The following is a 22,745-nucleotide window of genomic DNA, read 5'->3' on the forward strand; positions in this document are numbered from 1 at the left end:
TGCGCTATGCTTGCTGTCTCAGCACCACACCCAAGATGTCCGCCGCCCCATGTCGCCATCCCAGGCCACATCCTATTACCGTGCCACGGCCGTGCCGTACGAAAGTTTTGCTCCATTGCAAGGCAGGCAGCATGCGCGAGTGGCCATCATCGGCGGCGGTTTTGCGGGATTGAACACGGCGCTGGGACTGGCCGAGCGCGGCGTGCGCGACGTGGTGTTGCTGGAGCGCGAACAGATCGGCTTCGGCGCGTCCGGTCGCAATGGCGGCTTCGTGTTTGCCGGGTATTCGCTGGGTGAGCAATCGCTGCTGGATCAACTGGGCGAAGCGCATGCGCAGGCCTTGTTCAAGCTCACCACCGAGGCGGTGCAACGCATCCGCCAGCGCATCACCGACTATGCCATTGCGTGCGATGTAGTCGACGAGGGCGTCATCTGGGCCAACTGGTTCCGCGACCCTGCCGTGTTGCGCCAGCGCCAGCAACTGCTGGCCGAGCATTACGGCGTGCAGTGGCAATGGCTGCCCAAGGCCGAACTGCGCGAGCGCGTCCGCAGCGAGCGTTACCACGACGGCCTTTACGAGCGTGACGCCTTGCATCTGCATCCGCTCAATTACGCGATTGGTCTTGCCGCGGCGGCAGTCGGGCACGGCGTGCGCATCCATGAGAACAGTGGCGTCCGCAGCCTCACGCGCGATGGCCTGCAATGGCGTGTGCGCACCACGCAAGGCGATTTGCTGGTCGATCAGGTCGTACTGGCGTGCGGCGGTTATCTGGCTGGCCTGCAGAAATCCATCGATCGGGCGATCCTGCCGATCGCGACCTACGTGATGGTGACCGAGCCGCTGGGTCATCGTATGGATGATTGCCTGCATACCCGTGCGGCTGTCTACGACAGTCGTTTCGCGTTCGACTACTACCGCGCTTTGCCGGATACGCGGCTGCTGTGGGGCGGCCGCATCTCGATCCTCAACCGTTCGCCGCAAGCGGTGCAGCGGTTGCTGACGAAAGACCTGCTACTGGTATTCCCGCAATTGCAGGACGTCAAAGTCGACTATGCATGGTCAGGTCTGATGAGCTACGCCAGGCATCAGATGCCACAGATCGGTGGCATCGACAATGGCCTATGGTGGGCGCAGGCGTTCGGTGGCCACGGGCTGGCGCCGACCTGTGCCGCCGGCGAACTGCTGGCGGCGGCGATTGCCGAAGGCGATGATCGCTGGAAACAATTTACCGACTATGGCCTGAGCAGCACGCACCGGCCGTTCGGTTATCTTGGCGCGCAAGCCACGTACTGGTGGCAACAGGGCCGTGACTGGTTGAAGGCGAGGCTGGAAGGATGACTGAAGCAGATTCCGCAGAAATCAGCTGGGCCGATTTCGAGAAGGTGTTGATTGTCGCCGGCACGGTGACGCGGGTGGAAGCATTCCCCGAAGCGCGCAAGCCGGCGTGGAAAGTGTGGGTGGATTTCGGCCCGCATGGCGAGAAGAAGACCAGCGCGCAAATCGCCGCGTTGTACAGCGCTGAGGAGTTGGTCGGCCGGCAGATCCTCGGCGTGATCAACTTCCCGGAGAAACAGATCGGCCCGTTCCGCTCGCAATTCCTGCTGACCGGGTTCCACACCGATGCAGGCGTGGTGGTCACGGCGATCGAGCGACCCGTGCCGAACGGCACGCGGCTGGCCTGAGGCGGATTTGCGTTGCCCGCGATTTGCCAGCAACGTGCCAGCACGTGCGCACCATCGTTGACCACCATGACGCCTTTCCCCGCCATGGAGTCCAGCATGAATCCCATCCTCCGCACGCTGTGGATCGGCGCCGCCCTGTTCGCGACAAGCCTGACGCATGCGCACGATGCCAGCTGGAGCCAGTCGCGGCAGCCGTTTCGCATCTACGGCAACAGCTGGTACGTGGGCACCCAGGGGCTGAGCGCGATCCTGGTCACCTCGCCGCAGGGACATGTGCTGATCGACGGCACGCTGGAAGAGAATGCGGCGCAGATCGAGGCGAATATCCGCGCACTCGGCTTCCGGCTGCGCGACATCAAGCTGATCCTCAATTCGCACGCCCACTCCGATCATGCCGGGGCGATTGCGCAGCTGGCGCGCGACAGCGGCGCCACCGTGGCGGCGAGTGTGGCGGGCGCCAAAGAGCTGCGTTCGGGCGGCGATGATCCGGATGATCCGCAATACGGCATGGCGACACGCTATCCAGCGGTCAGCAAGGTCAAGGTGGTTGCTGATGGAGGAACCGAGCGAGTGGGGCCGATCACGATCGTCGCGCACTACACGCCGGGTCACACGCCAGGCAGTACCTCGTGGACCTGGCGTTCCTGCGAAAAGGCAAATTGCCTGACCCTGGCCTACGTCGACAGCCTCACCGCACTCGGCCGCGACGGCTTTCGTTACAGCGATGATGCGGCGCGGGTCGCGAGCTTTCGCCAGTCGTTCGCGACCGTCGCCGCCTTGCCCTGCGACATCCTGATCACCCCGCATCCGGACGCCAGCGGCTTCATGCAGAAGATCGCCGCACGTGATCGCAGCCGTTCGCCGGCGCCCTTGATCGACGCCGGTGCCTGCCGCGCGTATGCCGCGGCGGCGCGCCCACGCTTCGAGGAACGGCTGGTGACGGAGCGGCAGGACGCGCACGCAACCGGCAAGTGATCCGTCGCCGGCTTGCGCAATGGTCAGCGGTCCAGCCACACCTCCAGCCCCTGCGCATTCAGCTCGATGTCCATGCCCAGCAGCTGGCGCAACACGTCGCGCCCCCGGTTCCAGCCGTGGGCTTCCGCACGGGCAAGGTAGAGGTCAGTGAGCGATTCCATCAGCACGACATGCCGATCGGGTTTGCCGTGCGCGGTGCGGGCAAGCTCAACCATCGCGTCGATCTGTGCGTGCAGGTCGGCTGCGAGCTTCTCCACGTGCTCCACCCGACCATAGTGGGTGAGGTACATCGCGGCGGGCTTCAGCGCGACCAGGCGGTCGATGGACGCGTGCAGCGCCGCTGGATCGAACTGCACCGGCGAGGTGGTGGGCAGGATGAATGCCCCGCTGGCGGTGTCGAAATCGCGGTACGACAGCCCGAACACGTCGCCGGTGAAACACACGTTGGCGCGCTTGTCATGGACAGTGAGGTGATGCTTCGCATGGCCGGGCGTGTCGATGCACAACAGCGGTCGACCCGCCAGCTCCACCACGTGACCGTCCGCGGCCTCGATCACGCGTTCGACCGGGATCGGGCGCAGTCGGCCGTAGGTCTCTTCCATCACCGCCTCGCCATATACCGCACTGGCGCCGGCCCACAATACCGATGGATCGATCATGTGCCGTGCCCCGCGCGGATGCACCACCAGTCGCGCGTTCGGCAAGCGCGCGATCAACTCGCCAGCGCCGCCGGCATGATCCAGATGCACGTGGGTGAGGATCAGCCAGTCCACATCGGCGGCTGTGATCCCGGCGTCGTGCAGTGCCGCCAGCAGGCGTGGTACGGCAAGGTTGGTGCCGCAGTCGATGAACGCGCCGCGTCCCTTCTCAACGATCAGATATGCCGCGTCGAACCGCGGCCGCACAAAACCGGTATCGATGGTGTGGATGCCGTGGACGGAAATCATGCCTGCCTCGTGGTTGGCCGATCCATGAGGGTAGCAAGTCGCCACGCAGCCGGCACTTGCACCTTGGTCGGGCAAAGTGACGTTGGCGCAGTCACCGCGCCCGGCGCGCGGACAAAACTGCGGTAGGCTAGTTGCCGATGGGGAATCGGGGAATCCGTCAATGCGTTGCCTGCTCGTTGTCGCGTCGCTCCTGCTCGGGTCTGCCTGGTCATCCATGGCAGCGGAAGTCACCGTTCACCTCAGCGATGGCCAGGGCCATGCGGTGAACGATGCCGTGGTCATGTTGACGACGGACGCAGCGCCAGCCACGGCTCCTGTGCCCGAACGTCCGGTTACGCACATCATTGACCAGCGCAACGAGACCTTCATTCCGTACGTGCAGGTGCTTAGACCCGGTGACAAGGTTGTATTTCGCAACAGCGACACCACGCGCCACCACGTGTATTCATTCGCGGCCATCAGGACGTTCGAGTTCGTGCTGCGCCCCGGTGAAAGCTCGCCGGAACTCAGCATGGACAAGACCGGCATCGCCGCAGTCGGATGCAACATCCACGACCACATGATCGCCTACCTGTTTGTGTCAGCGGTGCCGGCGACGACCATGTCCAGCCATGGCGGCGATGCCATGCTCAGCCATCTTGCCCCGGGCCACTACACGGCACATGTATGGCATCCGCAATTGCACCCCGGGCATCCGGAGCCTATCCAGAAGGTGACCATCGCAAGTGATGCGGATGTGCTGCATCTGGCTTTCACGTTGTCGCTGATGCCCGATCCGCGCATGTCCATGGATCGCGAGCATCTGGACTACTGAGTCTGCCATGCGAACCATGGGCTTCCGGCTTCGTCTCGCGCTGTTCTTCGTGGCTACCCTGGTGGCAGTGCAGCTGCTGACCGCAGGGCTTGTCTACGAGGTGACCCGGCGCGCACTGGTGACGGAAGGCGAGCGCCAGCTGACTGCCAATGCCCAGGCGTTCGTGGCGCAGATGGACGACATCTCGGCGCGGGTAGCCGGCAACGTTGAAGTGCTCTCGCTCGATTACGCCCTGCGCTCGGCCATCGCCGAACGCGATCGTGGCACGGTGCTGTCGGTGCTGCGCAACCATGGTCGCCGGGTGGGAGCGTCGCGCATGCTGCTGATCGATCTGGACGGAACGGTGGAGGCCGACACCGGCGCAGTCGCCACCGCGCCAGGGCGCTTTCCCTTTCCCGACCTGATCGACAGTGCCTACAACCGCCGCACCGCCGCGGTGGTGGCGCTGGATGGCCAGGCTTCGTGGATGGTGGTGGTGCCGATCTACGCACCTCAGCCGGTGGGTCTGGTGGTGGTGAACGTGCCGTTGGACGACGCCTTGCTGACCCACATGCAGCAACTTTCCGCGCTGCCGCGCGACATCGAGCTGGCAGCGCAGTCGGCATCCGGCCGCTGGACGGTCGTAGCGCGCGGCGACCGCCGATCCGGGCTGGTCGACAGCCTCTCCGCCGCACACCATGCCTTGCCGTGGAAGCCACTGCTGACCAAGGTTGGTGGCAAGGAGTACATGGTGCTCGCGCAGCGCCTCAAGCAGCCGAAGCAGGGCACTCCGGTGGTGGCCGTATTGGGCTATTCGCTGGACGACGCGCTGAGCCCGTTCCGCTCCGTGGCGATCGCCTGGGCCACGCTGCTGGCGTTGGGTCTGGGCGTGGGCTTGCTCGGTGCATGGTTCACCGCGCGCAGCGTATCGCGCCCGATCGAATTGCTCGCCACCACCGTGCGACGCATCGCGGCCGGCGACTATCGCGCAGCGCCGGGCATGCAGCGGCACGACGAGATCGGGCAGCTGGCCAGCGCCTTCGGCAGCATGACCGAGGCAGTCCGCCAGCGCGAGCTGCGCATCCGCCACCAGGCCATGCATGACAGCGTCACGGACCTGCCCAATCGCGTGGCGGCCGAAACCATCATCGACCATGCCCTCGCCGCCGATGATGGCAATCGGGGTGCGCTGCTGATGATCGGCCTCACCCGCGTGCCGGAGATCGTCAAGACGATGGGGCACGCGCTGTGCGATCGCCTGATGCGTGATACCAGTGAGCGGATCCAGCGGGTTGCGGCCGGCGCCTATCTTGCGCGCGCCAGCGACACGCAGTTCATGCTGTGGCTGTCGTCGGCCGACCAGGCAGCCGCTGTCGCGGTGGCCCTGCGCATCCTCGATGTACTCAACGAGCCTTACCAGGAAACCGACCTCAGCATCGACCGGCTGCCCTCGGTAGGCATCGCGATGGCGCCGTTGAGCAGCGTGCAGGCCAGCACCTTGCTGCGTCATGCCGAGGTGGCGCAGTTCGCTGCCAGTGGCTCGGCCAGCGCATTGAGTTTCTACGACGCCGCCACCGATCCGCATCGTCCGGAGCGTCTGTCACTGATGGGCGACCTGCGCGAGGCACTCGACTGCAACGGGCTGTCGCTGTACTACCAGCCCAAACTGGACCTCGCCAGCGGTCGGTTCGGTGGTGCCGAGGCGTTGCTGCGCTGGAATCATCCCCGGCGCGGCTGGGTATCGCCCGAGGCGTTCATCGGCATGGCCGAGGACACCGGCAATATCCACCGGGTGACACGCTGGGTGTTGGCAAGCGCACTGGCGCAGGCGCAGCAGTGGATCGAGCAGGGTTTGCCATTGCATATCGCGGTGAACCTGTCGGCCCGCGACCTGGAGGAGGCCGAGCTGCCGGAGCGGATTGGCCGGCTGCTGTCGATCCACCAGATACCGGCCAGCCATCTCACGGTCGAGGTGACCGAGCGCGCGGTGATCGGCGAGTCGGATACCGCGATCCGGATCCTGCGCCGGCTGGCCGGGCAGGGCATCGGCATCGCCATCGATGATTTCGGCGTGGGGCAATCCACCTTCGCCTACCTGCGGCACCTGCCGGTCAGTGAATTGAAGATCGATCAGATGTTCGTGAAGCATCTGGCCACCGATACGAACGACCAGATCATCGTGCGTTCCATCGTCGACCTGAGCCACCGGCTGGGTTACCGCGTCACTGCGGAAGGCGTGGAGGACCAGGGCGCGCAGGATTATCTGGCTTCGATCGGCTGCGATCATGCACAAGGCTTTTTCGTTGCCCGGCCGATGCCGGTCGATGCCTTCGCTGCATTCGTTGCCGGGCAGGCCGGTCACGTATCCGCAGGATTGTTGCGGTGATGCGCTGCGCATGGCTGTTGTGCCTGCTGGGGCTGTCCTCGTCCGCTGCCTGCGCACAGGATTTCAAGCTGCATGCCTGGCTGGACGGACGGCTGGTCGCTGCACCCGATGAATCCAGCTGGACGCATGGCGGCCTTGGCAAGACACGCTTTGGCAATGGCGGTGTCGATGTCCGTTTCGGTGGTGCCGGCCTCGTCGGCGCCGCCCAGTTCACGCCGGCGCTGCTGGCGTTGGCCGAGGTGCAGTTCCAGAACACCGATTACCCCAGCATGAGTGTGGTCGAGGCGTACCTGCGCTACCGCCCGGTATCGCTCTCGCGCTGGCGCTGGTCGGTGCAGGCCGGCGCCTTCATTCCGCCGATCTCATTGGAGAACGAGGCGATCGGCTGGACCAGCCCATGGACGCTCACGCCGTCGGCCATCAACAGCTGGGTGGGCGAAGAATTGCGCGCGGTCGGTGCGGAGGGGCATGTCGAGTGGCGTGGCGACGCCGATACCTGGGAGCTGCGCAGCGCGCTGTTCCGGCACAACGATCCGGCCGGCAACCTGCTGGCCATCCGGGGCTGGTCGCTCAGCGATCTCACCTATGGCCTGGGCAGCCGCCTGCGCGAACCCGATGCAATGGTGCGCCAAGACGGCCGGCAACCACCCGGCCGCTACGATCCGTTCCAGAACATCGGCAACCGCAATGGCTGGTACGCCGACCTGAGCTGGCGTGCGCCGGGCCGCGGCAGCGTGAGCCTGATGCGCTATGACAATCGCGCCGATCCAGCAGCACACAGCGATAGCGGCGTGTTTGCCTGGCACACGTACTTCTGGACCCTGGGCGCCACCGCCGACACCGGCCCGGTCACCTGGATCACCCAGGCGATGGATGGCGGCACGGTGATCGAACCGCTGCACGGACTCCAGTTCGAGACACACTTCGGCTCGGCTTTCCTGCTGGCCGGATGGAATCGCGGCGCCTGGCGTCCCACGCTTCGCATCGAGCACTTCAGTACACGCGCCCCCCATTCCGATCCGGGGATCGCCCAGGGTGAGCACGGCAATGCCATCACGGCGGCACTCAACTGGCGTCCCCGCGAATGGCTGCGGTTGACCGCCGAAGTGCTGCGTATCGACAGCGTGCGGACGCAGCGCGTGGATGCCGGATTGCCGGCGGCGTCAGCGATTACCCAGATACAGCTGGGCATACGGTTGATCTATTGAGCGACCGGCGAAGGACATCCTTGCGCGACACGGGAACCTCCTGTGCGCTGGCGCATCCGATCTGTAGCGATTCCATTTCATCAATGCGATGCAACCAGGGGAAGACGACATGTTGCTCTATGCAGTTCTGATTTTTGCGATCGCCGCCATCGGCGGTCTGGTGCTGGCTTCCAGCGTTCTGCGTGGCAAGCTGGCGCCGTGGGCGATCTCGGTATTGCACGCGCTGCTGGGTGCCAGCGGCCTGGTGTTGCTGATCATCGAGGTGCTCAAGGGCGCCGCGCCCGGTCGCCTCACCGCGGCGCTGGGTCTGCTGGTGGTCGCCGCGCTGGGTGGTTTCTTCCTTGCCTCGTTCCACCTGCGCAAGCAGGTCGCGCCGAAGGCTGTGGTGTTCGTGCATGCCGGTGTCGCGGTGGCCGGTTTCCTGACCCTGCTCAGCCTCCTGCTGGGTTGAGCCATGCGCCATCCACTCCATCCCGCGCTGGTTCATTTTCCGATCGCCTGCTGGTCGCTGGCGACAGTGGCGGATCTTGCCAGCCTGGTCTGGGGTGAACCGGCGTGGCGCCTTGCCGGCGTGTTACTGGTGGCGGGGATCGGTTTCTCGATCCCCGCCATGCTGGCCGGTTTTCTCGAACTGGCCAAGGTTGCCGAAGACAACCCGGCGATCAAGGATGTCAACCGGCACATGATCGTGGTGATGTGCGCGCTGGCCTTCTATACGGCCAGTCTGTTCCTGCGTCTGCAAGGTACTCATCTCATCGAACCGGGCCTCCTTGCGATCGGAATGAGCGTGCTGGGTTTCCTGTTTCTGGCCGCGGCGGGTTGGCTCGGCGGCAAGCTGGTGTATGGGCATCGGCTAGGCGTCAGTCCGCCGTAGCGGGTTCAGCCTTTCGCCTTTGTCGGTCGCGGCACGCGCCACAGATACCAGGCGGCAGCGGTGCGATGCGGGCTCCAGGCCTGGCCGATCAGCGCCATCGCCTTCGGCGCGGGCGCCAGGTCGAGCGACTTCAGCAGCCGGTAGCCTTCACGCACACCGAAATCGTCCACCGGCAGGATGTCGGGCCGGGCCAGGCTGTAGATCAGGAACATTTCCACCGTCCAGCGGCCGATGCCTTTCAGCGCGCTCAGCCGTGCGATGAGTTCGTCGTCCGGCAGCAGTTGTGCTGCGGCGAGATCCGGTACCACGCCGCTCAACGTGGCGGCGGCGATGCCGTGGATCGTTTCGATCTTGCGCGCCGAGAAACCGCAGGCACGCATGGCGTCGAAACCGGTATCGAGCAATTGCGACGGCGGCGGAAACGGTTGCTGCGGATAAAGCGCCAGCAGGCGAGCGAGAATCGCGTCGCCTGCCTTGACGTGCAACTGTTGATACGCCACCGCGCGTACCAGTGCCTCGAATGGTTCGCGCGCGGGTTTCGGTTCGTGGCCGCAGGGGCCGAGCTGCGCCACCAGCCGCGCCCAGTCGGCGTCGATCGATGCCAGATACTTCGACGCATCGGCGGATGATGGCTTGCGGCTTTTCATCGGAGCGGGACTTCCCTTGCTAACCGGCACGACGAAACGTCAGGTTGATGCGGCATTCGCCGAACGCCTGGTGAAGATTCGGCTTGAGCGGCAGCACGCCGTGGTAACGCAGCCGCGCCGGGCCGCCCCATACGACCACATCGCCATGGGCCAGTGGCACGCGCATCGCGCGATCCGTGCGCTGCATGCCGCCGAACAGGAACACGGCCGGAATGCCCAGCGATACGGAAACGATCGGCTGCTCGAAGTCGCGCTCGTTGCGATCCTGATGCAGGGTCAGCCGGGTGCCCGGTTCGTAGCGGTTGATCAGGCAGGCATCCGGCACGAAACCGGAAAAGCCGGCTTGTGCGGCGGCGGCTCCAGCCAGTTCCAGAAAGACATCAGGCATTGGCGGCCACGGTTGGCCGCTATCCGGATCGATCGGGTCGTAGCGATAACCGCGCCGGTCGCTGACCCAGCCCAGCGGGCCGGCATTGGTCATGCCCACCGACATGCGGAAGCCGCCCGGCGTGATCAGGTGACGGAACGGCGCCTGCGCCGCGATGGTGTCGATCGCCTGCAGCAGCGGCGGCTCGTTCGCCAGCGCAAACCCGCGCAGCACTGCGGCGCCATCGCACAGTGGTTCGTCCCGGCGCGAGGGATCGGGCACAGCGGGAAACAGATCGGTCGTGATCATGTGGCGTCGTGAAAGATGATGCCCAGCGTATGCCGATGACCGCTGCGTATCCTGCTCACGCCATGCCGCAGATTCACCCGGTAGCTACCGCGCGTACCCTGCACTGGACGCTGGTGCACCGCGAATACCACGGCATCACCTTGGCGCAGCGGCACCACTTGCGGCCGCGACTGCATGCGCGGGCGCTGCTCGGTCAGCACGAACTCGCCGCCACTGAAATCGCGTTCCGGTTCGGACAGCAGGATCGCGAGCTGCAGCGGGAATACATGTTCGCCGTACAAATCCTGATGCAGGCAGTTGTAGTCATCCGCACCGTATTGCAGCAGCAGCAGCGTGGGGCGCTGCTGGCCGGCGACGTGGCAGCGCTCGATGAACTCGGTGTGCGTGTCCGGGTATCGCACGTCGATCCCCATCGCTGCATTCCAGCGGTTCGCGATCGGCGCCAGTCGCGGATAGATTGCGGTGCGCAGGGCGGCCACCGTGTCCGGCAACGGATAGCCGAAGTACTTGTACTCACCGCGTCCGAAGCCGTGCCGGCCCATCACGACACGACTGCGGAAGAGCCTGTCGTCCGCGTAGAGGGCGGCCAAGGCGCGGCATTCCTGCGGCGACAGCAGGGCTTCGAGCATCGCGCAACCCTGTGCGTCGAGGTCGTCTGCGATGCCGGCCCAGTCGAAAACCTGCAACCGCATACCGGCGTCATCCGTCGTCGCGACGGGCATCGCGCGCAGCTGTGCGCTCATGCCTGCGCCTCGCGTGCGAGCAGGACGCGCTTGCGTTCCACGCCCCAGCGATAGCCGGACAGGCCGCCGTCATTGCGCACCACACGATGGCAGGGGATCGCCACCGCCAGCATGTTCGCTGCACAGGCTCCGGCTACCGCACGCACGGCTTTGGGCGAGCCGATGCGTCGAGCAATGTCGCTGTAACTGACGGTGACGCCAGCTGGTATGTCGCGCAGCGCCTGCCATACACGCTGCTGGAACGCGGTACCGCGCACATCCAGTGGCAGGTCGAGGCCGAGCGCCGGCGCTTCGACGAAACCGACCACCCGCGCCACCAACTGCTCGAACGCGTGATCGCCCCCGATCAGGTTAGCCTTGGGAAAGCGATCCTGCAGGTCGCGGGCCAGCGCATCCGGATCGTCGCCGAACAGGATTGCGCAGACGCCGCGCCCGCTCTGCGCGACCAGGATGGCGCCCAGCGAGCATTCACCGATCGCGAAGCGGATGTCGTGGTCGACACCGCCAGCGCGATAGCTGGACGGCGTCATGCCGAGCATCTGGTTCGACGACTCGTAGAATCGGCTGCTGGCGTTGTAGCCGGCGTCGAAGATCGCTTCGGTCACGCTGCCGCCCCGATCCAGTTCGCTGCGCACGCGGCTGGCGCGATGGGCTGTGGCGTACTGCTTTGGCGTCAATCCGGTGACAGCCTTGAACACGCGGTGGAAATGGAACGGGCTCAGGCCACTCGGTTTCGTCAGCTGTTCGAGCGTGGGCGGTGTCTCAGCGTTCTCGATCAGCCGGCAGGCTTCGGTGACCATGGCGGCGTGCTGTTCCGGCAACGACAGCTGGTCCGGCTTGCAGCGCTTGCATGGACGAAAGCCGGCGCGCTCCGCCGCGGCAGCGGTATCGTGAAACGCCACGTTTTCGGGTCGGGCCGGGCGAGCGCCGCAGGAAGGACGGCAGTACACGCGGGTGGTCCTGACGGAATAGAAGAACGTGCCGTCGGCGCGTGCATCGCGCGCCTGCACCGCGGCCCAGCGCGGGTCAGCCTGTGTGGTGGCGGCAAGTGAGGCATGTTTGTCAGACGTTTTCATGGGAGTTCTCTCCGATAGATTATCGCGTGCTGCCCAATCTACGGATCGGTGGTGCCTGCGACACTCCGGGTCTTGCGCTTGAATTCGTGTGATTCACCATTGCAGCACGAGCTTGCCGATATGCGCGCTGCTTTCCATCAGCGCATGCGCCTGGGCCGCCTCGGCAGCCGGGAACACCTGATGGATCACCGGCCGCAGCTTGCCAGCCTCGAGCAACGGCCAGACCTTGTCGTGCAGCTGGCGGGCAAGCGCGCCCTTGAACGCGACCGGGCGCACCCGCAGCGTCGAACCGGTGAGGGTGAGCCGGCGGCGCATGATCGTCGCCGCGTCGATGCCGGCCTTGCTGCCGCCCAGCGTGGCGATCAAGACCAACCGGCCGCCTTCGGCCAATGCGTCGATTTCGCGCGGAATGTAATCGCCAGCGACCATGTCGAGGATCACGTCCACGCCGCGGCCATCGGTGACCTGTTTCACCACCGCGACAAAATCCTCGTCGCGGTAGTTGATCGCGAGCTCTGCACCGAGCTGCACGCACGCCGCGCACTTCTCCGCGCTGCCGGCGGTGGCGAATACGCGATGACCGAACGCATGCGCCAGCTGGATCGCAGTGACGCCGATGCCGCTGGAACCACCCTGCACCAGCAGGGTTTCGTGGATGCCGCCTTCGCCATGACCGAGCTGGCCGCGATCGAACACGTTGCTCCACACGGTGAAGTAATTCTCCGGCAACGCGGCCGCCTCGATCAGCGACAGTCCGCCCGGCACCGGCAGGCACTGCGCCAGCGGCGCCACCACGTATTCCGCGTAGCCGCCGCCGGCGAGCAGGGCGCACACGGCATTGCCACGTCTGAGGCCGAACGGGTTGTCCCCATCGAAGTCGCCATCCACCAGTTCGCCGGCCACCTCCAGGCCGGGCAGGTCGGACGCATCCGGTGGCGGTGCGTAATGCCCCTGTCGCTGGAACACGTCCGGCCGGTTCACGCCGGATGCCGCTACCTTGATCAGCACCTCGCCCGGCCCGGCTTGCGGGATCGGGCGCCGCGCCAGCTGCAGGACGTCCGGTGCGCCGAAGCGGGTGATCTCGATGGCTCGCATGGTCATGACGGTTTCGCCTGGTGAATCAGTAATCAGACACTGGCGCCGATGCGCGATATATCAAGTGTCCGCATTGCACGGCACGGGAGGCTCGACCCGTGCGGAAAGTCAGATTTACCGCGCGCCTGATCGCGTATACCTTCATGGAGTCGTTGCATGGAAAATCCGCAACGGCGCCATATCATCTGGCCAAAGGCTCGCGCATGACGAAGCATGGGATGCGACAGGGCAGGGATGTCTCCTCAACCGCCGCGGTCTTCCTGCGTGGGCGCATGGCGATCCTGGTCCTGTTCGCATGGGCATGCAGCGTGGGCACGGTCATGGCGGCCACGCAGACGCTCGCTACAGGTTGGCGCTTTCGCCTGCTGCCCGGCTCGGCAGCCGTGCAGGCGCATCCGGAAGCGGCAGCATGGCGCACCGCCCGCGTGCCGGGCAGCGTGCAGACCGACCTGCTGGCCGCCGGTGCGATCGGCGGCCCGTTCGATCGGGACAACGAGGCCCGGCTGCGATGGATCGGCCTGGCGGACTGGCAGTATCAATTGCCGCTGACGGTCGATGAAGCGACGCTGCGGCGCGATCACGTGGACCTGGTCTTCGATGGGCTGGATACCTTTGCCGATGTCTCGCTCAATGGCCGCGAGCTGCTGGCCGCCGACAACATGTTCCGACGCTGGCGGGTGCCGGTGAAGGACGTGCTGCACGCAGGTGGCAACACGCTGCTGGTCACGCTGCATTCGCCGATCACCCGGCTGCAGCCATGGCTGCTGCGGCAGCCCCATGCGTTGCCGGGCGAATTCGATTCCGCGTTCGGCGACGAGCCGAAAGGCCGGCAGACGTCCAACTACGTGCGCAAGGCCAATTACCAGTACGGCTGGGACTGGGGTCCGCGCTACGTCACCGAGGGCATCTGGCAGCCGGTGCATCTGGAAAGCTGGGACGATCTGCGGCTGGCGGATTTCCATATCGCGCAGCAGCATGTCGATGCGGATGTCGCGCAGTTGCTGGCGCAGTTCGATATCCGTGCCGACCATGCTGGCAAAGCCCGGCTGCAGCTGACGTGGAGTGCGCCCGACGGCATTCCTCACAGCACGACGCTGGAGAAATCGCTGGAGGCGGGCGACAACCATCTCGATCTGCCCGTGCGCATCGAACACCCGCAACGCTGGTGGCCGGCCGGCTACGGTGCGCCGAATCTGTATCACTTCCACGCCGATGTCGTCGTCGACGGAAAGATCGTCGCCAGCAGCGAGCGCGACACCGGACTGCGCAGTGTGGAACTGCGGCGGCAGCGTGATCGCTGGGGGCGCAGCTTCGCCTTCGTGGTCAACGGCGTGCCGATCTTCGCCAAGGGCGCCAACCTGATTCCGTTCGACAGCTTTCCCGAGCGCGTCACCGAGGCGCGCATGCAGCAGATCCTGCAGTCCGCGCGCGACGCCAACATGAACATGCTGCGCGTGTGGGGAGGCGGCTACTACCAGAGCGATGCGTTCTACGCGATGGCCGACCGGCTAGGCCTGATGATCTGGCAGGACTTCATGTTCGGCGGCGCGGTTCCGCCGTATGACGACGCGTTCCGCGAGAACACGCGGATCGAGGCGACCGAGCAGGTCATGCGCCTGCGCGACCATCCCAGCATCGTGTTGTGGTGCGGCAACAACGAAGTGCAGACGGGCTGGGAGTCCTGGCCGGATCGGAAGGCGTTCGCACAGGCGATCGGACCGGCCGAACGCGCGCGCGTCGAGCGCGGCATGCGCACTCTGTTCGGCGAAACCTTGCGCGGTGTGGTGCAGCGCTACGCGCCGGACGTGCCGTACTGGGCCAGTTCGCCGAGCACGGATTTCGACGGACCCGCCAACGTGCCGGATGACGGCGACATGCATGTATGGGATGTCTGGGCCGGCTCCGCACCGATCGAGGACTATCTGAAGACCACGCCGCGGTTCCAGTCCGAGTACGGCCTGCAGTCGTTGCCGGCGCTGGCGACGATCCAGACCTTCGCCGCGCCGGCCGACCTGTCGCCGGATTCGCCGGTGATGCGCGCGCACCAGAAATTCGACGGCGGCAATGGCAACCAGCGCCTGCTGCTCTACATCCGCAAGTACTACGGCGAGCCGAAGGATTTCGCCTCCTTCATCTACCTCAGCCAGGTGATGCAGGCCGAGGGCATCGAGCTGGCCGCGGATCATCTGCGCAGCGCGCGACCGCAAAGCATGGGCTCGCTGTACTGGCAGCTCAACGACGTATGGCCCGGGGCATCGTGGTCCAGCATCGATTATTTCGGGCGCTGGAAGGCGCTGCAATTCCATGCGCGCCGTTTCTACGCGCCGCTGCGGGTGGCGCCGATCCGCCGCGACGGGCGCACCGAAGTGTTTCTGGTTTCCGATCGAACCACGCCGCTGGATGCGCAGTTGCGCACGCGCGTGATGGACATGGATGGACGGCTGCTGCACGAGCATGTCGACACGGTGCATGTGCCTGTGCTGGCCAGCAGCCGTGCCGCCGAGCTGACCGATGCGGCGCTGCTGCAGGGCACCGATCCGCAGCGCAGCTTCGCCGTGTTCGAACTGGTCGGGCAGGGCAGGCTGCTATCGCGTCATCTGCTCTACTTCGAGCCTGCACTCAGATTGCAGCTGCCCGATCCGGGGCTGCACGCCGAGCTCGTCGACAGCGGCCACGGCATCGTGCTGAAGGTGCGTGCGGAGCGCCTTGCGCGCGAGGTCTGGATCGATTTCGGTACGCTCGATGCGCAGGTCTCCGACAATGCGTTCGACCTGTTGCCCGGTGAGCATGTCGAACTGCAGGTCACCGGCACGGCTGGCATTGCATCGTTGCGCGATGCACTGCATGTGCGTTCGCTGTTCGGTGCCACCATGCGCGAAAGCGCACCAACCACCCCGGAGACGGCACGACCATGATTACTTCGCGCCGCTCCCTGCTGAAGTTGATGGCCGGCGCCGCCGGTGGCGTGATGCTGGGACGCATGCCGATGGCACAGGCTGCGCCGCGCTATATCAGTCATCGCCCGCCGATCGGCCAGCGCAAGTTCGTCAGTCCGGCCGTGGAAGCGCTAATCGCCCGCACCAAGGCGAAGATCGGCGACCCCGAACTGGCGTGGCTGTTCGAGAACTGCTACCCGAACACGCTGGACACCACGGTGCAGCTGGGCAGCCTGCATGGCAAGCCGGACACCTTCATCGTCACCGGCGATATCGATGCGATGTGGCTGCGTGATTCCTCCGCGCAAGTGTGGCCATACGTGCCGCTGGCGGCGCACGACGAATCACTGCGCCGGCTGTTTCGCGGCCTGATCCGGCGCCATGCGCTGTGCATCTCGATCGACCCGTACGCCAATGCGTTCCTGCCCGACCCGCAGGCGAAGACACCGCTGTCGTGGGCGCAACAGGACCTCACCGAGATGCATGCGGGCGTGGCCGAACGCAAATGGGAGATCGACTCGCTGTGCTATCCGATCCGGCTCGCGCATGCCTACTGGCAGGCCACCGGCGACCGTCGGCCGTTCGATGATGACTGGCGCGCCGCGATGCATGCGGTGCTGGCGACCTTCCGCGAACAGCAGCGCAAGCACGGTCCCGGTCCATACCACTTCCAGCGACCTTCGGCCAACCCGACCGATACCCAGTTCCTCGGCGGCTACGGCAATCCGACCCGTGCCGTCGGGCTGATCCATGCGATGTTCCGTCCGTCGGACGACGCCTGCATCTATCTGCTGTCGATCCCCGGCAACCTGTTCGCGGTGAGCTCGTTGCGACAGCTGGCGCAACTGGCAACGGCGCTGCACGACGACCGCGCCTTCGCCACCGAGTGCAACGCACTGGCCGACGAGATCGAGCGTGCGCTGCAGGAGTTCGGCGTGATGCACGACGAGCACGGCAACGAGTTCTGGGCCTACGAAGTCGATGGCTATGGCAATCAGTTGTTCATGGACGACGCCAACGCACCGGGCTTGTCAAGCCTGGCCTACCTCCGCTGTTGCCGCAGCGACGATGCGCGCTACCGGCGCAGTCGCGAGCTGGCATGGAGTTCGCGCAACCCGTATTTCTTCCACGGCAGCGCAGCGCAGGGCATCGGCGGTCCGCATGAGGGCTTGCGCATGATCTGGCCGATGTCGATCATCATGCGCGGATTGACCAGTGACGACGACGGCGAGATCCGCCAATGCCTGCACTGGCTGAAGACCACCCACGCCGGCACCGGCTTCATGCACGAGGCCTTCGATCAGGACGATCCGGCACACTTCACCCGCACGTGGTTCGCCTGGGCCAATACCCTGTTCGGCGAACTGATCGTGCAACTGGCGGCGCAGCGACCGGAGCTGTTGCGGCGCGCATGAATACCCCGAGCCATCCCGAATACGCAATGGAGAACGCACCATGGTGACACGCAGACGTTTCCTGCAAGGCGCAGCCGCACTGAGCCTGCTCGGCAGCCGGCTTGAACCGCTGGCTGCATTCGCGGCGCCCCGCAGTGGCAGTGCGATGTCGCCGGCACCCGCGCCGGATGGCTTTGCGCGGCATGTCGATGTCTTCATCGGTACCGGCGGCCACGGCCACGTCTATCCCGGCGCCTCGCTGCCGTTCGGCATGGTGCAGCTGAGCCCGGATACCAACGACGCGAACTGGGATGCCTGCTCGGGCTATCACCAGGGCGACGGCTCGATCATGGGTTTCTCGCACACGCATCTGAGCGGCACCGGCGCCAGCGACATGCTCGACGTGCTGGTGATGCCGGCGCAGGGGCCGGTGCTGCTGCAGCCCGGCGCGCGCGGCTTGCCGGAGCAGAACTACCATTCACGCCACGATGGCGCGGCCGCTGGTGCCGGGCTTGCCGCCGACAGCGAGGTGCAGCCCGGGCCGGGCTACCGTTCGCGCTACGACCGCGAGCAGGCGCAGCCCGGCTACTACCAGGTGCACCTGAAGGATCACGACATCCTCGCCGAGCTGACCACGACGCTGCGCGCGGGGCTGCATCGCTACACGTTCCGGGGCGAGGGCGGCGGCCACCTGCTGGTCGACCTCGCGCACGGCTATCACGACGATGCCGCGGTGCCGTGCAAGGTCAGCGACGCGCGGCTGAAACTGGTCGGCAACGACACCCTGGTCGGCGAGCGTCGTGTGCATCAGTGGGCCGGCGGCCGGCACATTTATTTCGCGATGAAGCTGTCGCGGCCCATCGCCCAGGCCACGTTGTACGTCGAGGATGCCCCGCTACCCGCGGGCACCGGCGAAGCGCACGGCACACACCTGAAGGCTGCGCTGCATGTCGACAACATCGCCAGCGCACCACTGCTGGTGAAGGTCGGCATTTCCGGCGTCGACGTGGCGGGCGCGCTGCGCAATCTCGATGCGGAGATTCCGGGCTGGGATTTCGAGCAGGTGCGTGGCGCCGCCGCCGCGGCATGGGAACGCGAGCTCGGCCGCATCCGCATCGACACGGTGTCCGAAGACGTGCGCAGCATTTTCTACACCTCGCTGTATCACACCATGCTGGCGCCGACCCTGTTCAGCGATGTGGACGGCCGCTATCGCGGCATGGACCTGGCGGTGCACCAGTTGCCGCAGGGTGCCAACAACTACAGCACCTACTCGCTGTGGGACACCTACCGGGCGCAGCATCCGCTGCTCACCCTGTACCAGCCCGATCGCGTGCCGGATCTGGTCAACGGCCTGGTGCGGATGGCCGGCGAGAGTCCCGACGGCCCGCCGGTATGGCCGCTGCAGGGCGTGGAGACCGGCTGCATGATCGGTTACCACTCGGCGGTGGTGGTAGCCGAGGCGCATGCGAAAGGCTTCACCGGCATCGACTACGCGAAGGCGTGGCCGCTGTTCCGCAAGCGCGCGATGGACGACGATTATCGTGGCCTGACGTTCTACCGCAAGCTGGGCTACATCCCCAGCGACAGGGAAGGCGAGGCGGTCAGCAAGACGCTCGAATACGCCTACGACGACTGGGCCGTCGCGCATATCGCCGATGCTGCCGGCGCGCACGCCGACGCCACCCGGCTGCGTCACCGATCGCGCAATTACCGGCACGTGTTCGACCGCAAGCTGGGCTTCGTGCGGCCACGCGCCAGCGACGGCCGCTGGCTGGAACCATTCGATCCGCGCGGCATGGGCCACGCCGCGAAATGGCGCGACTTCACCGAGTCGAACGCGTGGCAGGCGAGCTTCCTCAACCAGCACGATCTGTACGAATACATGAAGCTGTTCGGTGGCGAGCGGGCCTTCGAGCGCAAGCTGGATGCACTGTTCAACACCAGCTCGGCGTTGCCGGCCGACGCGCCGCCGGACATCGCCGGCATGGTCGGCCAATACGCGCACGGCAACGAACCCAGCCACCACGTGGCCTACCTGTACGCGTACACCGGCGCGCACCACAAGACGCAGGCGCGTGTGCGCATGCTGCTTGAAAGCATGTACGAGGCGCAGCCGGACGGACTCGCCGGCAACGAGGACTGCGGCCAGACCAGCGCCTGGTACGTGCTCAGTGCGCTGGGCCTGTATGCGGTCGATCCGGTCAGTGCGAACTACGTGTTCGGCAGCCCACTGGTCGATCGTGCAGAGATCGAGCTGGCCGGTCGGCGCAAGCTGATGGTGCTGGCGCCGGGCAACGGACCGGAGAGTCCGTACATCCAGTCGGTCAGCTGGAACGGCCAGCCGTGGAGCCGCAGCTGGATCAGCCATGCCGAGCTGGCCGCCGGCGGAACCCTGGTGTTCCAGATGGGCAGCACGCCGAATATCGAGTTCGGCGCGGCTCCGGCGGATCGGCCGCCGTCGTTCGGCAAAGCGGCCGGTTAGCCAGGTACCGTGGCGCGTTGTTGAGGGCTGGACAGCCCTCAACAACCACTGGTCAGGCCGCGGTGTCGACCAGCACCAGCTCGGCATCCTCGATGGCAGTGATGCGCAGTACGGACTCGTCGCGAATCGCCGCGCCATCGCGCGCGTCGAGCCGGGTGCCGTTGATTTCCACGGCGCCGGTGGACGGCACCAGATACGCGTAGCGGCTGGACTCCAGCGTGTAGTCGACGGTGTCGCCGGCCTTCAGCGTGGCGCCGAGCACGCGGGCGTCGGTGCGCAAGGGCAGGGCCTCGGTGTCCTCCTTGAAGCCGCTGGCGAGTGCCACGAAACGGCCCGAACGTTCGCCCTTCGGAAACGGCCGTGCGCCCCACGACGGCGGCTTGCCGCTTTCGTCGGGAATGATCCAGATCTGGAAGATACGAGTGGTGCCCGGCTCCACGTTGTATTCCGAATGGGTGATGCCGCTGCCGGCGCTCATCACCTGCACGTCGCCCGCCTCGGTGCGGCCTTCGTTGCCGAGGTTGTCGCGGTGGGTGATCGCCCCCTCGCGCACGTAGGTGATGATCTCCATGTCCGCGTGCGGATGCGGCGGAAAGCCCGTCTGCGGCGCGATGGTGTCGTCGTTCCACACGCGCAGCGCGCCCCAGCCCATGCGGCCGGGATCGTTGTAGCTGGCGAACGAGAAATGATGTTTGGCCTTGAGCCAGCCGTGGTCGGCTCCGCCCAGACTGTCGAAGGGTCTGCGTTCAATCATGGTGATTCTCCGGGTGCCATGGCGCCGCCATGGCGCATGGCGGACAACATAGAGCTGTGCACATCAACTTGAAATGATCATTTGAGAAACGGACTGTCACCGGATTGCGGATTTGCATGCGCTTTCCCGGTCGCGGCGTGTTCTTCCCCGCGCCTTGCAACGCTGCGTGTGGCGCGATCTCGGCCATCCGTCGCACGCTTTTCAAGGACACGTCACGTCGATCAGGCTGACCTGCAAAAAAGCGGGCCACATTGATCTGAGAGAGGGAAAGCGGGGTGTGAGGACACCGCTGCCACGACGCCGGATATGGCATGCCGATTGTTCTCTCAAGCGCGTTGCGTTGATGCATGACCTTTGACCCTTCGACAAAGATATGGGTCGGCATAGGCTGCGCTCGGCCAGCTGGTATTTGGCGTTAGCCATTCGCCAGATGGCTGTGGACGGCGAGCGAAATGAAGCCGCGTGCAGTGTTCAGTTGTATGCATGGCAGGCAGATAGAACCGTCCGGTATTCCCCATGAGCCAATCGCCGAAAGTGAGTTCTGCAGGCTCGTATCCCCATGGTCGTAATGAAATAAGGAAGTCACATGAACAACAGCATGCACATCAAACACAACCATCCCATGCGTCGCCGCGCCTTCTCCGTGTGGAGTCTGGCAATGGCGGTCATCATCGGTATCGGTGGCGTGGTCGGTTCCGCTGCAGTCAATGCACAATCTACCGCGGGCAATGTCTTTGGCATCGCGCCGGCAGGCCAGACCATCACCGCGAAAAGCACCACGACGGGACTCAGCCGTCATGTCCAGGCAGACGCCAAGGGTCGCTACAACATCGGCGCGCTGCCGGTTGGCGTGTATACGGTAACGCTGGAGAAGGATGGCACTCCCGTTCTGCAGCACAACAACGTCCAGCTCACCGTGGGTCGCGGCATCAAGGTCGACTTTCCCTGTTCCCAAGGCCAGTGCACGGAATCGGCAGGCAATCAGTAAAGCGCCGAACGGGCCCTGACCGGGTCAGCTTTCTGTGCACTACCAGGGAGGCAGGTAAACACGCAGCCTGGCTGCAGCCAGTCAGCCTGAAGTCACGTCGATATCAGGATGCCCGGTGCCGAAAGGCGTCGGGCATCTTGTTATGCGACTCGGCCATGCGGGCCCCATTCGCTGGCTGGTGGTCCTCCAGGAACTGCCCGGCGTGCTCGCCATGTCGATACTGCTGATGAACCGGTCAACGATGCGCGCGGCACCGCTGACGATATCCAGCGTTGGAGGGAGGCGTTCCTCCAGCACTTTCTTCGCGTCCAGTTCGGACGGGTCCTTTTCGGTCATCCAGTCGTGAAGCTGAAGACACCGCTGCCGCGACGGCCGAATGATCGCGTCGCGCCATGACCTTTGACCCTTCGGCAAACACCCCTGGCCAGCTTAGGCTGACCGCGGCTCGCCTGGCCGTACACGGCGACGTCATGAGGCAGGCTGTCGAACGATAGGCGGAACAGAAGTGTCGTAAATAAAATCATCTGGCAGGCGAATCGATCATCGATCGTTTGGAACATTTAATGTCGGAGTTGTCACCGATGAAATCAGGGGGTTCCATGGAAAGCAGCAGGTATATCGGGATAAACCATCTCAGGCGTCGCGCGGGTTTCCCTGCGTGGAGCCTGCTCATTGCCGTCACCATTGGCGTCTATGGCGCAGCGGGGTCCGTTGCGGTTCACGCGCAGGCCACCGTCGGCAGGGTCTTTGGTTGGGCCCCGGCGGGCGAAACCATCACGGCGCACAGCACATCCGGTGCCCGTCGTCATGCCAAGGCAAATGACAAGGGCCGCTACACCATCGGCGCGTTGCCGATGGGGGTTTACGCGGTAACGCTGGAGAAGGACGGGAAAGCCGTCGACACGCGCTCGAACATCAAGCTCACCGTGGGCGGTGGCGCCGAGGTTGATTTTGCCTGTCCTCACGACCAATGCGCAGCACCGGCAAACGACTAGCCACGCAGTAGCGCTTGTCGCGCCGCGACGTGTCCAGCGTTGAAAGGCGCCGGACACGTCGCTATCCGCTCGGTCCGCGAGCGGACATGA

At 65.3% G+C, this 22,745-nt stretch carries 21 protein-coding genes; 13 read left to right on the top strand and 8 right to left on the bottom strand.

All coding sequences use genetic code 11. From position 1 onward, the window contains the following. The first annotated feature begins 49 nt into the window (after positions 1–49). The 3 genes from EAH75_RS03925 to bla all read left to right on the top strand — a co-directional run bounded on the left by EAH75_RS03925 (position 50) and on the right by bla (position 2,658). Entirely contained in the window at positions 50–1,339 is a 1,290-nt protein-coding gene (locus EAH75_RS03925) for an NAD(P)/FAD-dependent oxidoreductase (protein WP_140655367.1), read from the top strand. After that, a complete protein-coding gene (locus EAH75_RS03930; RefSeq protein WP_140655372.1) occupies positions 1,336–1,683 on the top strand; it encodes a tRNA-binding protein in 348 nt (115 codons plus the stop codon). The genes EAH75_RS03925 and EAH75_RS03930 overlap by 4 nt, the downstream gene beginning before the upstream one ends. A 96-nt stretch (positions 1,684–1,779) precedes the next feature. Beyond that, positions 1,780–2,658, top strand: coding sequence for a subclass B3 metallo-beta-lactamase (gene bla, locus EAH75_RS03935; RefSeq protein WP_140655375.1), 879 nt, complete (start codon positions 1,780–1,782; stop codon positions 2,656–2,658). 23 nt (positions 2,659–2,681) lie between these two features. On the opposite strand, the gene EAH75_RS03940 is transcribed toward bla, so the two are convergent. Further along, positions 2,682–3,605 (bottom strand): MBL fold metallo-hydrolase, encoded by a 924-nt coding sequence (locus EAH75_RS03940; RefSeq protein WP_140655378.1) that lies wholly within the window; start codon positions 3,603–3,605, stop codon positions 2,682–2,684. Between the two features lie 82 nt (positions 3,606–3,687). Here EAH75_RS03940 and EAH75_RS03945 point away from each other — a divergent pair, with 82 nt between their 5' ends. The 5 genes from EAH75_RS03945 (at position 3,688) to EAH75_RS03965 (ending at position 8,866) form a co-directional block, all read left to right on the top strand. Further along, positions 3,688–4,419, top strand: coding sequence for a hypothetical protein (locus EAH75_RS03945; protein WP_140655381.1), 732 nt, complete (start codon positions 3,688–3,690; stop codon positions 4,417–4,419). Positions 4,420–4,426: 7 nt separating this feature from the next. Beyond that, positions 4,427–6,784 carry a putative bifunctional diguanylate cyclase/phosphodiesterase gene (locus EAH75_RS03950; RefSeq protein WP_140655385.1) on the top strand — a complete coding sequence of 786 codons (2,358 nt, stop codon included), beginning with the start codon at positions 4,427–4,429 and terminating at the stop codon, positions 6,782–6,784. Continuing rightward, on the top strand, positions 6,784–7,992 hold the full coding sequence (locus EAH75_RS03955) for a hypothetical protein (RefSeq protein ID WP_140655389.1): 1,209 nt from the start codon (positions 6,784–6,786) through the stop codon (positions 7,990–7,992). Before EAH75_RS03950 ends, EAH75_RS03955 begins: the two co-directional genes overlap by 1 nt. 109 nt (positions 7,993–8,101) lie before the next feature. Then, entirely contained in the window at positions 8,102–8,443 is a 342-nt protein-coding gene (locus EAH75_RS03960) for a hypothetical protein (RefSeq protein ID WP_170212254.1), read from the top strand. Between the two features lie 3 nt (positions 8,444–8,446). After that, positions 8,447–8,866, top strand: coding sequence for a DUF2231 domain-containing protein (locus EAH75_RS03965; protein ID WP_140655396.1), 420 nt, complete (start codon positions 8,447–8,449; stop codon positions 8,864–8,866). A gap of 5 nt (positions 8,867–8,871) precedes the next feature. On the opposite strand, the gene EAH75_RS03970 is transcribed toward EAH75_RS03965, so the two are convergent. From EAH75_RS03970 to EAH75_RS03990, 5 genes are all read right to left on the bottom strand, one after another. Continuing rightward, positions 8,872–9,513: a DNA-3-methyladenine glycosylase family protein gene (locus EAH75_RS03970; protein ID WP_140804319.1), complete on the bottom strand. Its 642-nt coding sequence runs from the start codon at positions 9,511–9,513 to the stop codon at positions 8,872–8,874. Positions 9,514–9,532: 19 nt separating this feature from the next. Further along, positions 9,533–10,189 (bottom strand): DNA oxidative demethylase AlkB, encoded by a 657-nt coding sequence (gene alkB / locus EAH75_RS03975; RefSeq protein ID WP_140655403.1) that lies wholly within the window; start codon positions 10,187–10,189, stop codon positions 9,533–9,535. Next, positions 10,186–10,932, bottom strand: coding sequence for a 2OG-Fe(II) oxygenase (locus tag EAH75_RS03980; RefSeq protein ID WP_140655405.1), 747 nt, complete (start codon positions 10,930–10,932; stop codon positions 10,186–10,188). The genes alkB and EAH75_RS03980 overlap by 4 nt, the downstream gene beginning before the upstream one ends. Further along, positions 10,929–12,008, bottom strand: a complete 1,080-nt coding sequence (gene ada / locus EAH75_RS03985) for a bifunctional DNA-binding transcriptional regulator/O6-methylguanine-DNA methyltransferase Ada (RefSeq protein WP_140655407.1) — start codon at positions 12,006–12,008, stop codon at positions 10,929–10,931. The genes EAH75_RS03980 and ada overlap by 4 nt, the downstream gene beginning before the upstream one ends. A 93-nt stretch (positions 12,009–12,101) precedes the next feature. Next, positions 12,102–13,103: an NAD(P)H-quinone oxidoreductase gene (locus EAH75_RS03990; RefSeq protein WP_140655467.1), complete on the bottom strand. Its 1,002-nt coding sequence runs from the start codon at positions 13,101–13,103 to the stop codon at positions 12,102–12,104. A gap of 218 nt (positions 13,104–13,321) precedes the next feature. Here EAH75_RS03990 and EAH75_RS03995 point away from each other — a divergent pair, with 218 nt between their 5' ends. From EAH75_RS03995 to EAH75_RS04005, 3 genes are read left to right on the top strand one after another with little or no spacing between them, the layout of a single operon-like run. Further along, complete coding sequence (locus tag EAH75_RS03995; RefSeq protein WP_428993500.1) at positions 13,322–16,018, top strand: beta-mannosidase; 2,697 nt, start codon at positions 13,322–13,324, stop codon at positions 16,016–16,018. Continuing rightward, on the top strand, positions 16,018–17,454 hold the full coding sequence (locus EAH75_RS04000) for a glycoside hydrolase family 125 protein (RefSeq protein WP_170212694.1): 1,437 nt from the start codon (positions 16,018–16,020) through the stop codon (positions 17,452–17,454). Before EAH75_RS03995 ends, EAH75_RS04000 begins: the two co-directional genes overlap by 1 nt. A 40-nt stretch (positions 17,455–17,494) precedes the next feature. Continuing rightward, positions 17,495–19,918: a GH92 family glycosyl hydrolase gene (locus EAH75_RS04005; protein WP_140804325.1), complete on the top strand. Its 2,424-nt coding sequence runs from the start codon at positions 17,495–17,497 to the stop codon at positions 19,916–19,918. A gap of 52 nt (positions 19,919–19,970) precedes the next feature. Here the strand turns inward: EAH75_RS04005 and EAH75_RS04010 are convergent, their stop codons facing one another. Continuing rightward, the gene (locus tag EAH75_RS04010; RefSeq protein WP_140804327.1) at positions 19,971–20,672 is read right to left on the bottom strand and encodes a pirin family protein; all 702 of its coding nucleotides are present in this window, start codon (positions 20,670–20,672) and stop codon (positions 19,971–19,973) included. 586 nt (positions 20,673–21,258) lie between these two features. Here EAH75_RS04010 and EAH75_RS04015 point away from each other — a divergent pair. After that, on the top strand, positions 21,259–21,660 hold the full coding sequence (locus EAH75_RS04015) for a carboxypeptidase-like regulatory domain-containing protein (RefSeq protein ID WP_241668878.1): 402 nt from the start codon (positions 21,259–21,261) through the stop codon (positions 21,658–21,660). A gap of 81 nt (positions 21,661–21,741) precedes the next feature. Here the strand turns inward: EAH75_RS04015 and EAH75_RS04020 are convergent, their stop codons facing one another. Next, entirely contained in the window at positions 21,742–21,996 is a 255-nt protein-coding gene (locus tag EAH75_RS04020; RefSeq protein ID WP_140804329.1) for a hypothetical protein, read from the bottom strand. Between the two features lie 227 nt (positions 21,997–22,223). On the opposite strand from EAH75_RS04020, the gene EAH75_RS04025 reads away from it, so the two are divergent. After that, the gene (locus tag EAH75_RS04025) at positions 22,224–22,655 is read left to right on the top strand and encodes a carboxypeptidase-like regulatory domain-containing protein (RefSeq protein ID WP_241668879.1); all 432 of its coding nucleotides are present in this window, start codon (positions 22,224–22,226) and stop codon (positions 22,653–22,655) included. Positions 22,656–22,745 lie beyond the last annotated feature (90 nt).

It is taken from the genome of Rhodanobacter glycinis, from assembly GCF_006438785.1.
In the GTDB taxonomy this organism is placed as follows: Bacteria; Pseudomonadota; Gammaproteobacteria; order Xanthomonadales; family Rhodanobacteraceae; genus Rhodanobacter; species Rhodanobacter glycinis_A.

Bases quoted from the DNA above. Each gene is read 5' to 3' on its own strand.
- bla (WP_140655375.1), top strand. From the start codon at position 1,780: ATGAATCCCATCCTCCGCACGCTGTGGATCGGCGCCGCCCTGTTCGCG.
- EAH75_RS03940 (WP_140655378.1), bottom strand. From the start codon at position 3,605: ATGATTTCCGTCCACGGCATCCACACCATCGATACCGGTTTTGTGCGG.
- EAH75_RS03995 (WP_428993500.1), top strand. From the start codon at position 13,322: ATGCGACAGGGCAGGGATGTCTCCTCAACCGCCGCGGTCTTCCTGCGT.
- EAH75_RS04010 (WP_140804327.1), bottom strand. From the start codon at position 20,672: ATGATTGAACGCAGACCCTTCGACAGTCTGGGCGGAGCCGACCACGGC.
- EAH75_RS03990 (WP_140655467.1), bottom strand. From the start codon at position 13,103: ATGCGAGCCATCGAGATCACCCGCTTCGGCGCACCGGACGTCCTGCAG.
- EAH75_RS03980 (WP_140655405.1), bottom strand. From the start codon at position 10,932: ATGAGCGCACAGCTGCGCGCGATGCCCGTCGCGACGACGGATGACGCC.
- EAH75_RS03950 (WP_140655385.1), top strand. From the start codon at position 4,427: ATGCGAACCATGGGCTTCCGGCTTCGTCTCGCGCTGTTCTTCGTGGCT.
- EAH75_RS04020 (WP_140804329.1), bottom strand. From the start codon at position 21,996: ATGACCGAAAAGGACCCGTCCGAACTGGACGCGAAGAAAGTGCTGGAG.
- EAH75_RS04025 (WP_241668879.1), top strand. From the start codon at position 22,224: ATGTCGGAGTTGTCACCGATGAAATCAGGGGGTTCCATGGAAAGCAGC.
- EAH75_RS03930 (WP_140655372.1), top strand. From the start codon at position 1,336: ATGACTGAAGCAGATTCCGCAGAAATCAGCTGGGCCGATTTCGAGAAG.
- EAH75_RS03970 (WP_140804319.1), bottom strand. From the start codon at position 9,513: ATGAAAAGCCGCAAGCCATCATCCGCCGATGCGTCGAAGTATCTGGCA.
- EAH75_RS03965 (WP_140655396.1), top strand. From the start codon at position 8,447: ATGCGCCATCCACTCCATCCCGCGCTGGTTCATTTTCCGATCGCCTGC.
- ada (WP_140655407.1), bottom strand. From the start codon at position 12,008: ATGAAAACGTCTGACAAACATGCCTCACTTGCCGCCACCACACAGGCT.
- EAH75_RS03960 (WP_170212254.1), top strand. From the start codon at position 8,102: ATGTTGCTCTATGCAGTTCTGATTTTTGCGATCGCCGCCATCGGCGGT.
- EAH75_RS03925 (WP_140655367.1), top strand. From the start codon at position 50: ATGTCGCCATCCCAGGCCACATCCTATTACCGTGCCACGGCCGTGCCG.
- EAH75_RS04005 (WP_140804325.1), top strand. From the start codon at position 17,495: ATGGTGACACGCAGACGTTTCCTGCAAGGCGCAGCCGCACTGAGCCTG.
- EAH75_RS03955 (WP_140655389.1), top strand. From the start codon at position 6,784: ATGCGCTGCGCATGGCTGTTGTGCCTGCTGGGGCTGTCCTCGTCCGCT.
- EAH75_RS04015 (WP_241668878.1), top strand. From the start codon at position 21,259: ATGAACAACAGCATGCACATCAAACACAACCATCCCATGCGTCGCCGC.
- alkB (WP_140655403.1), bottom strand. From the start codon at position 10,189: ATGATCACGACCGATCTGTTTCCCGCTGTGCCCGATCCCTCGCGCCGG.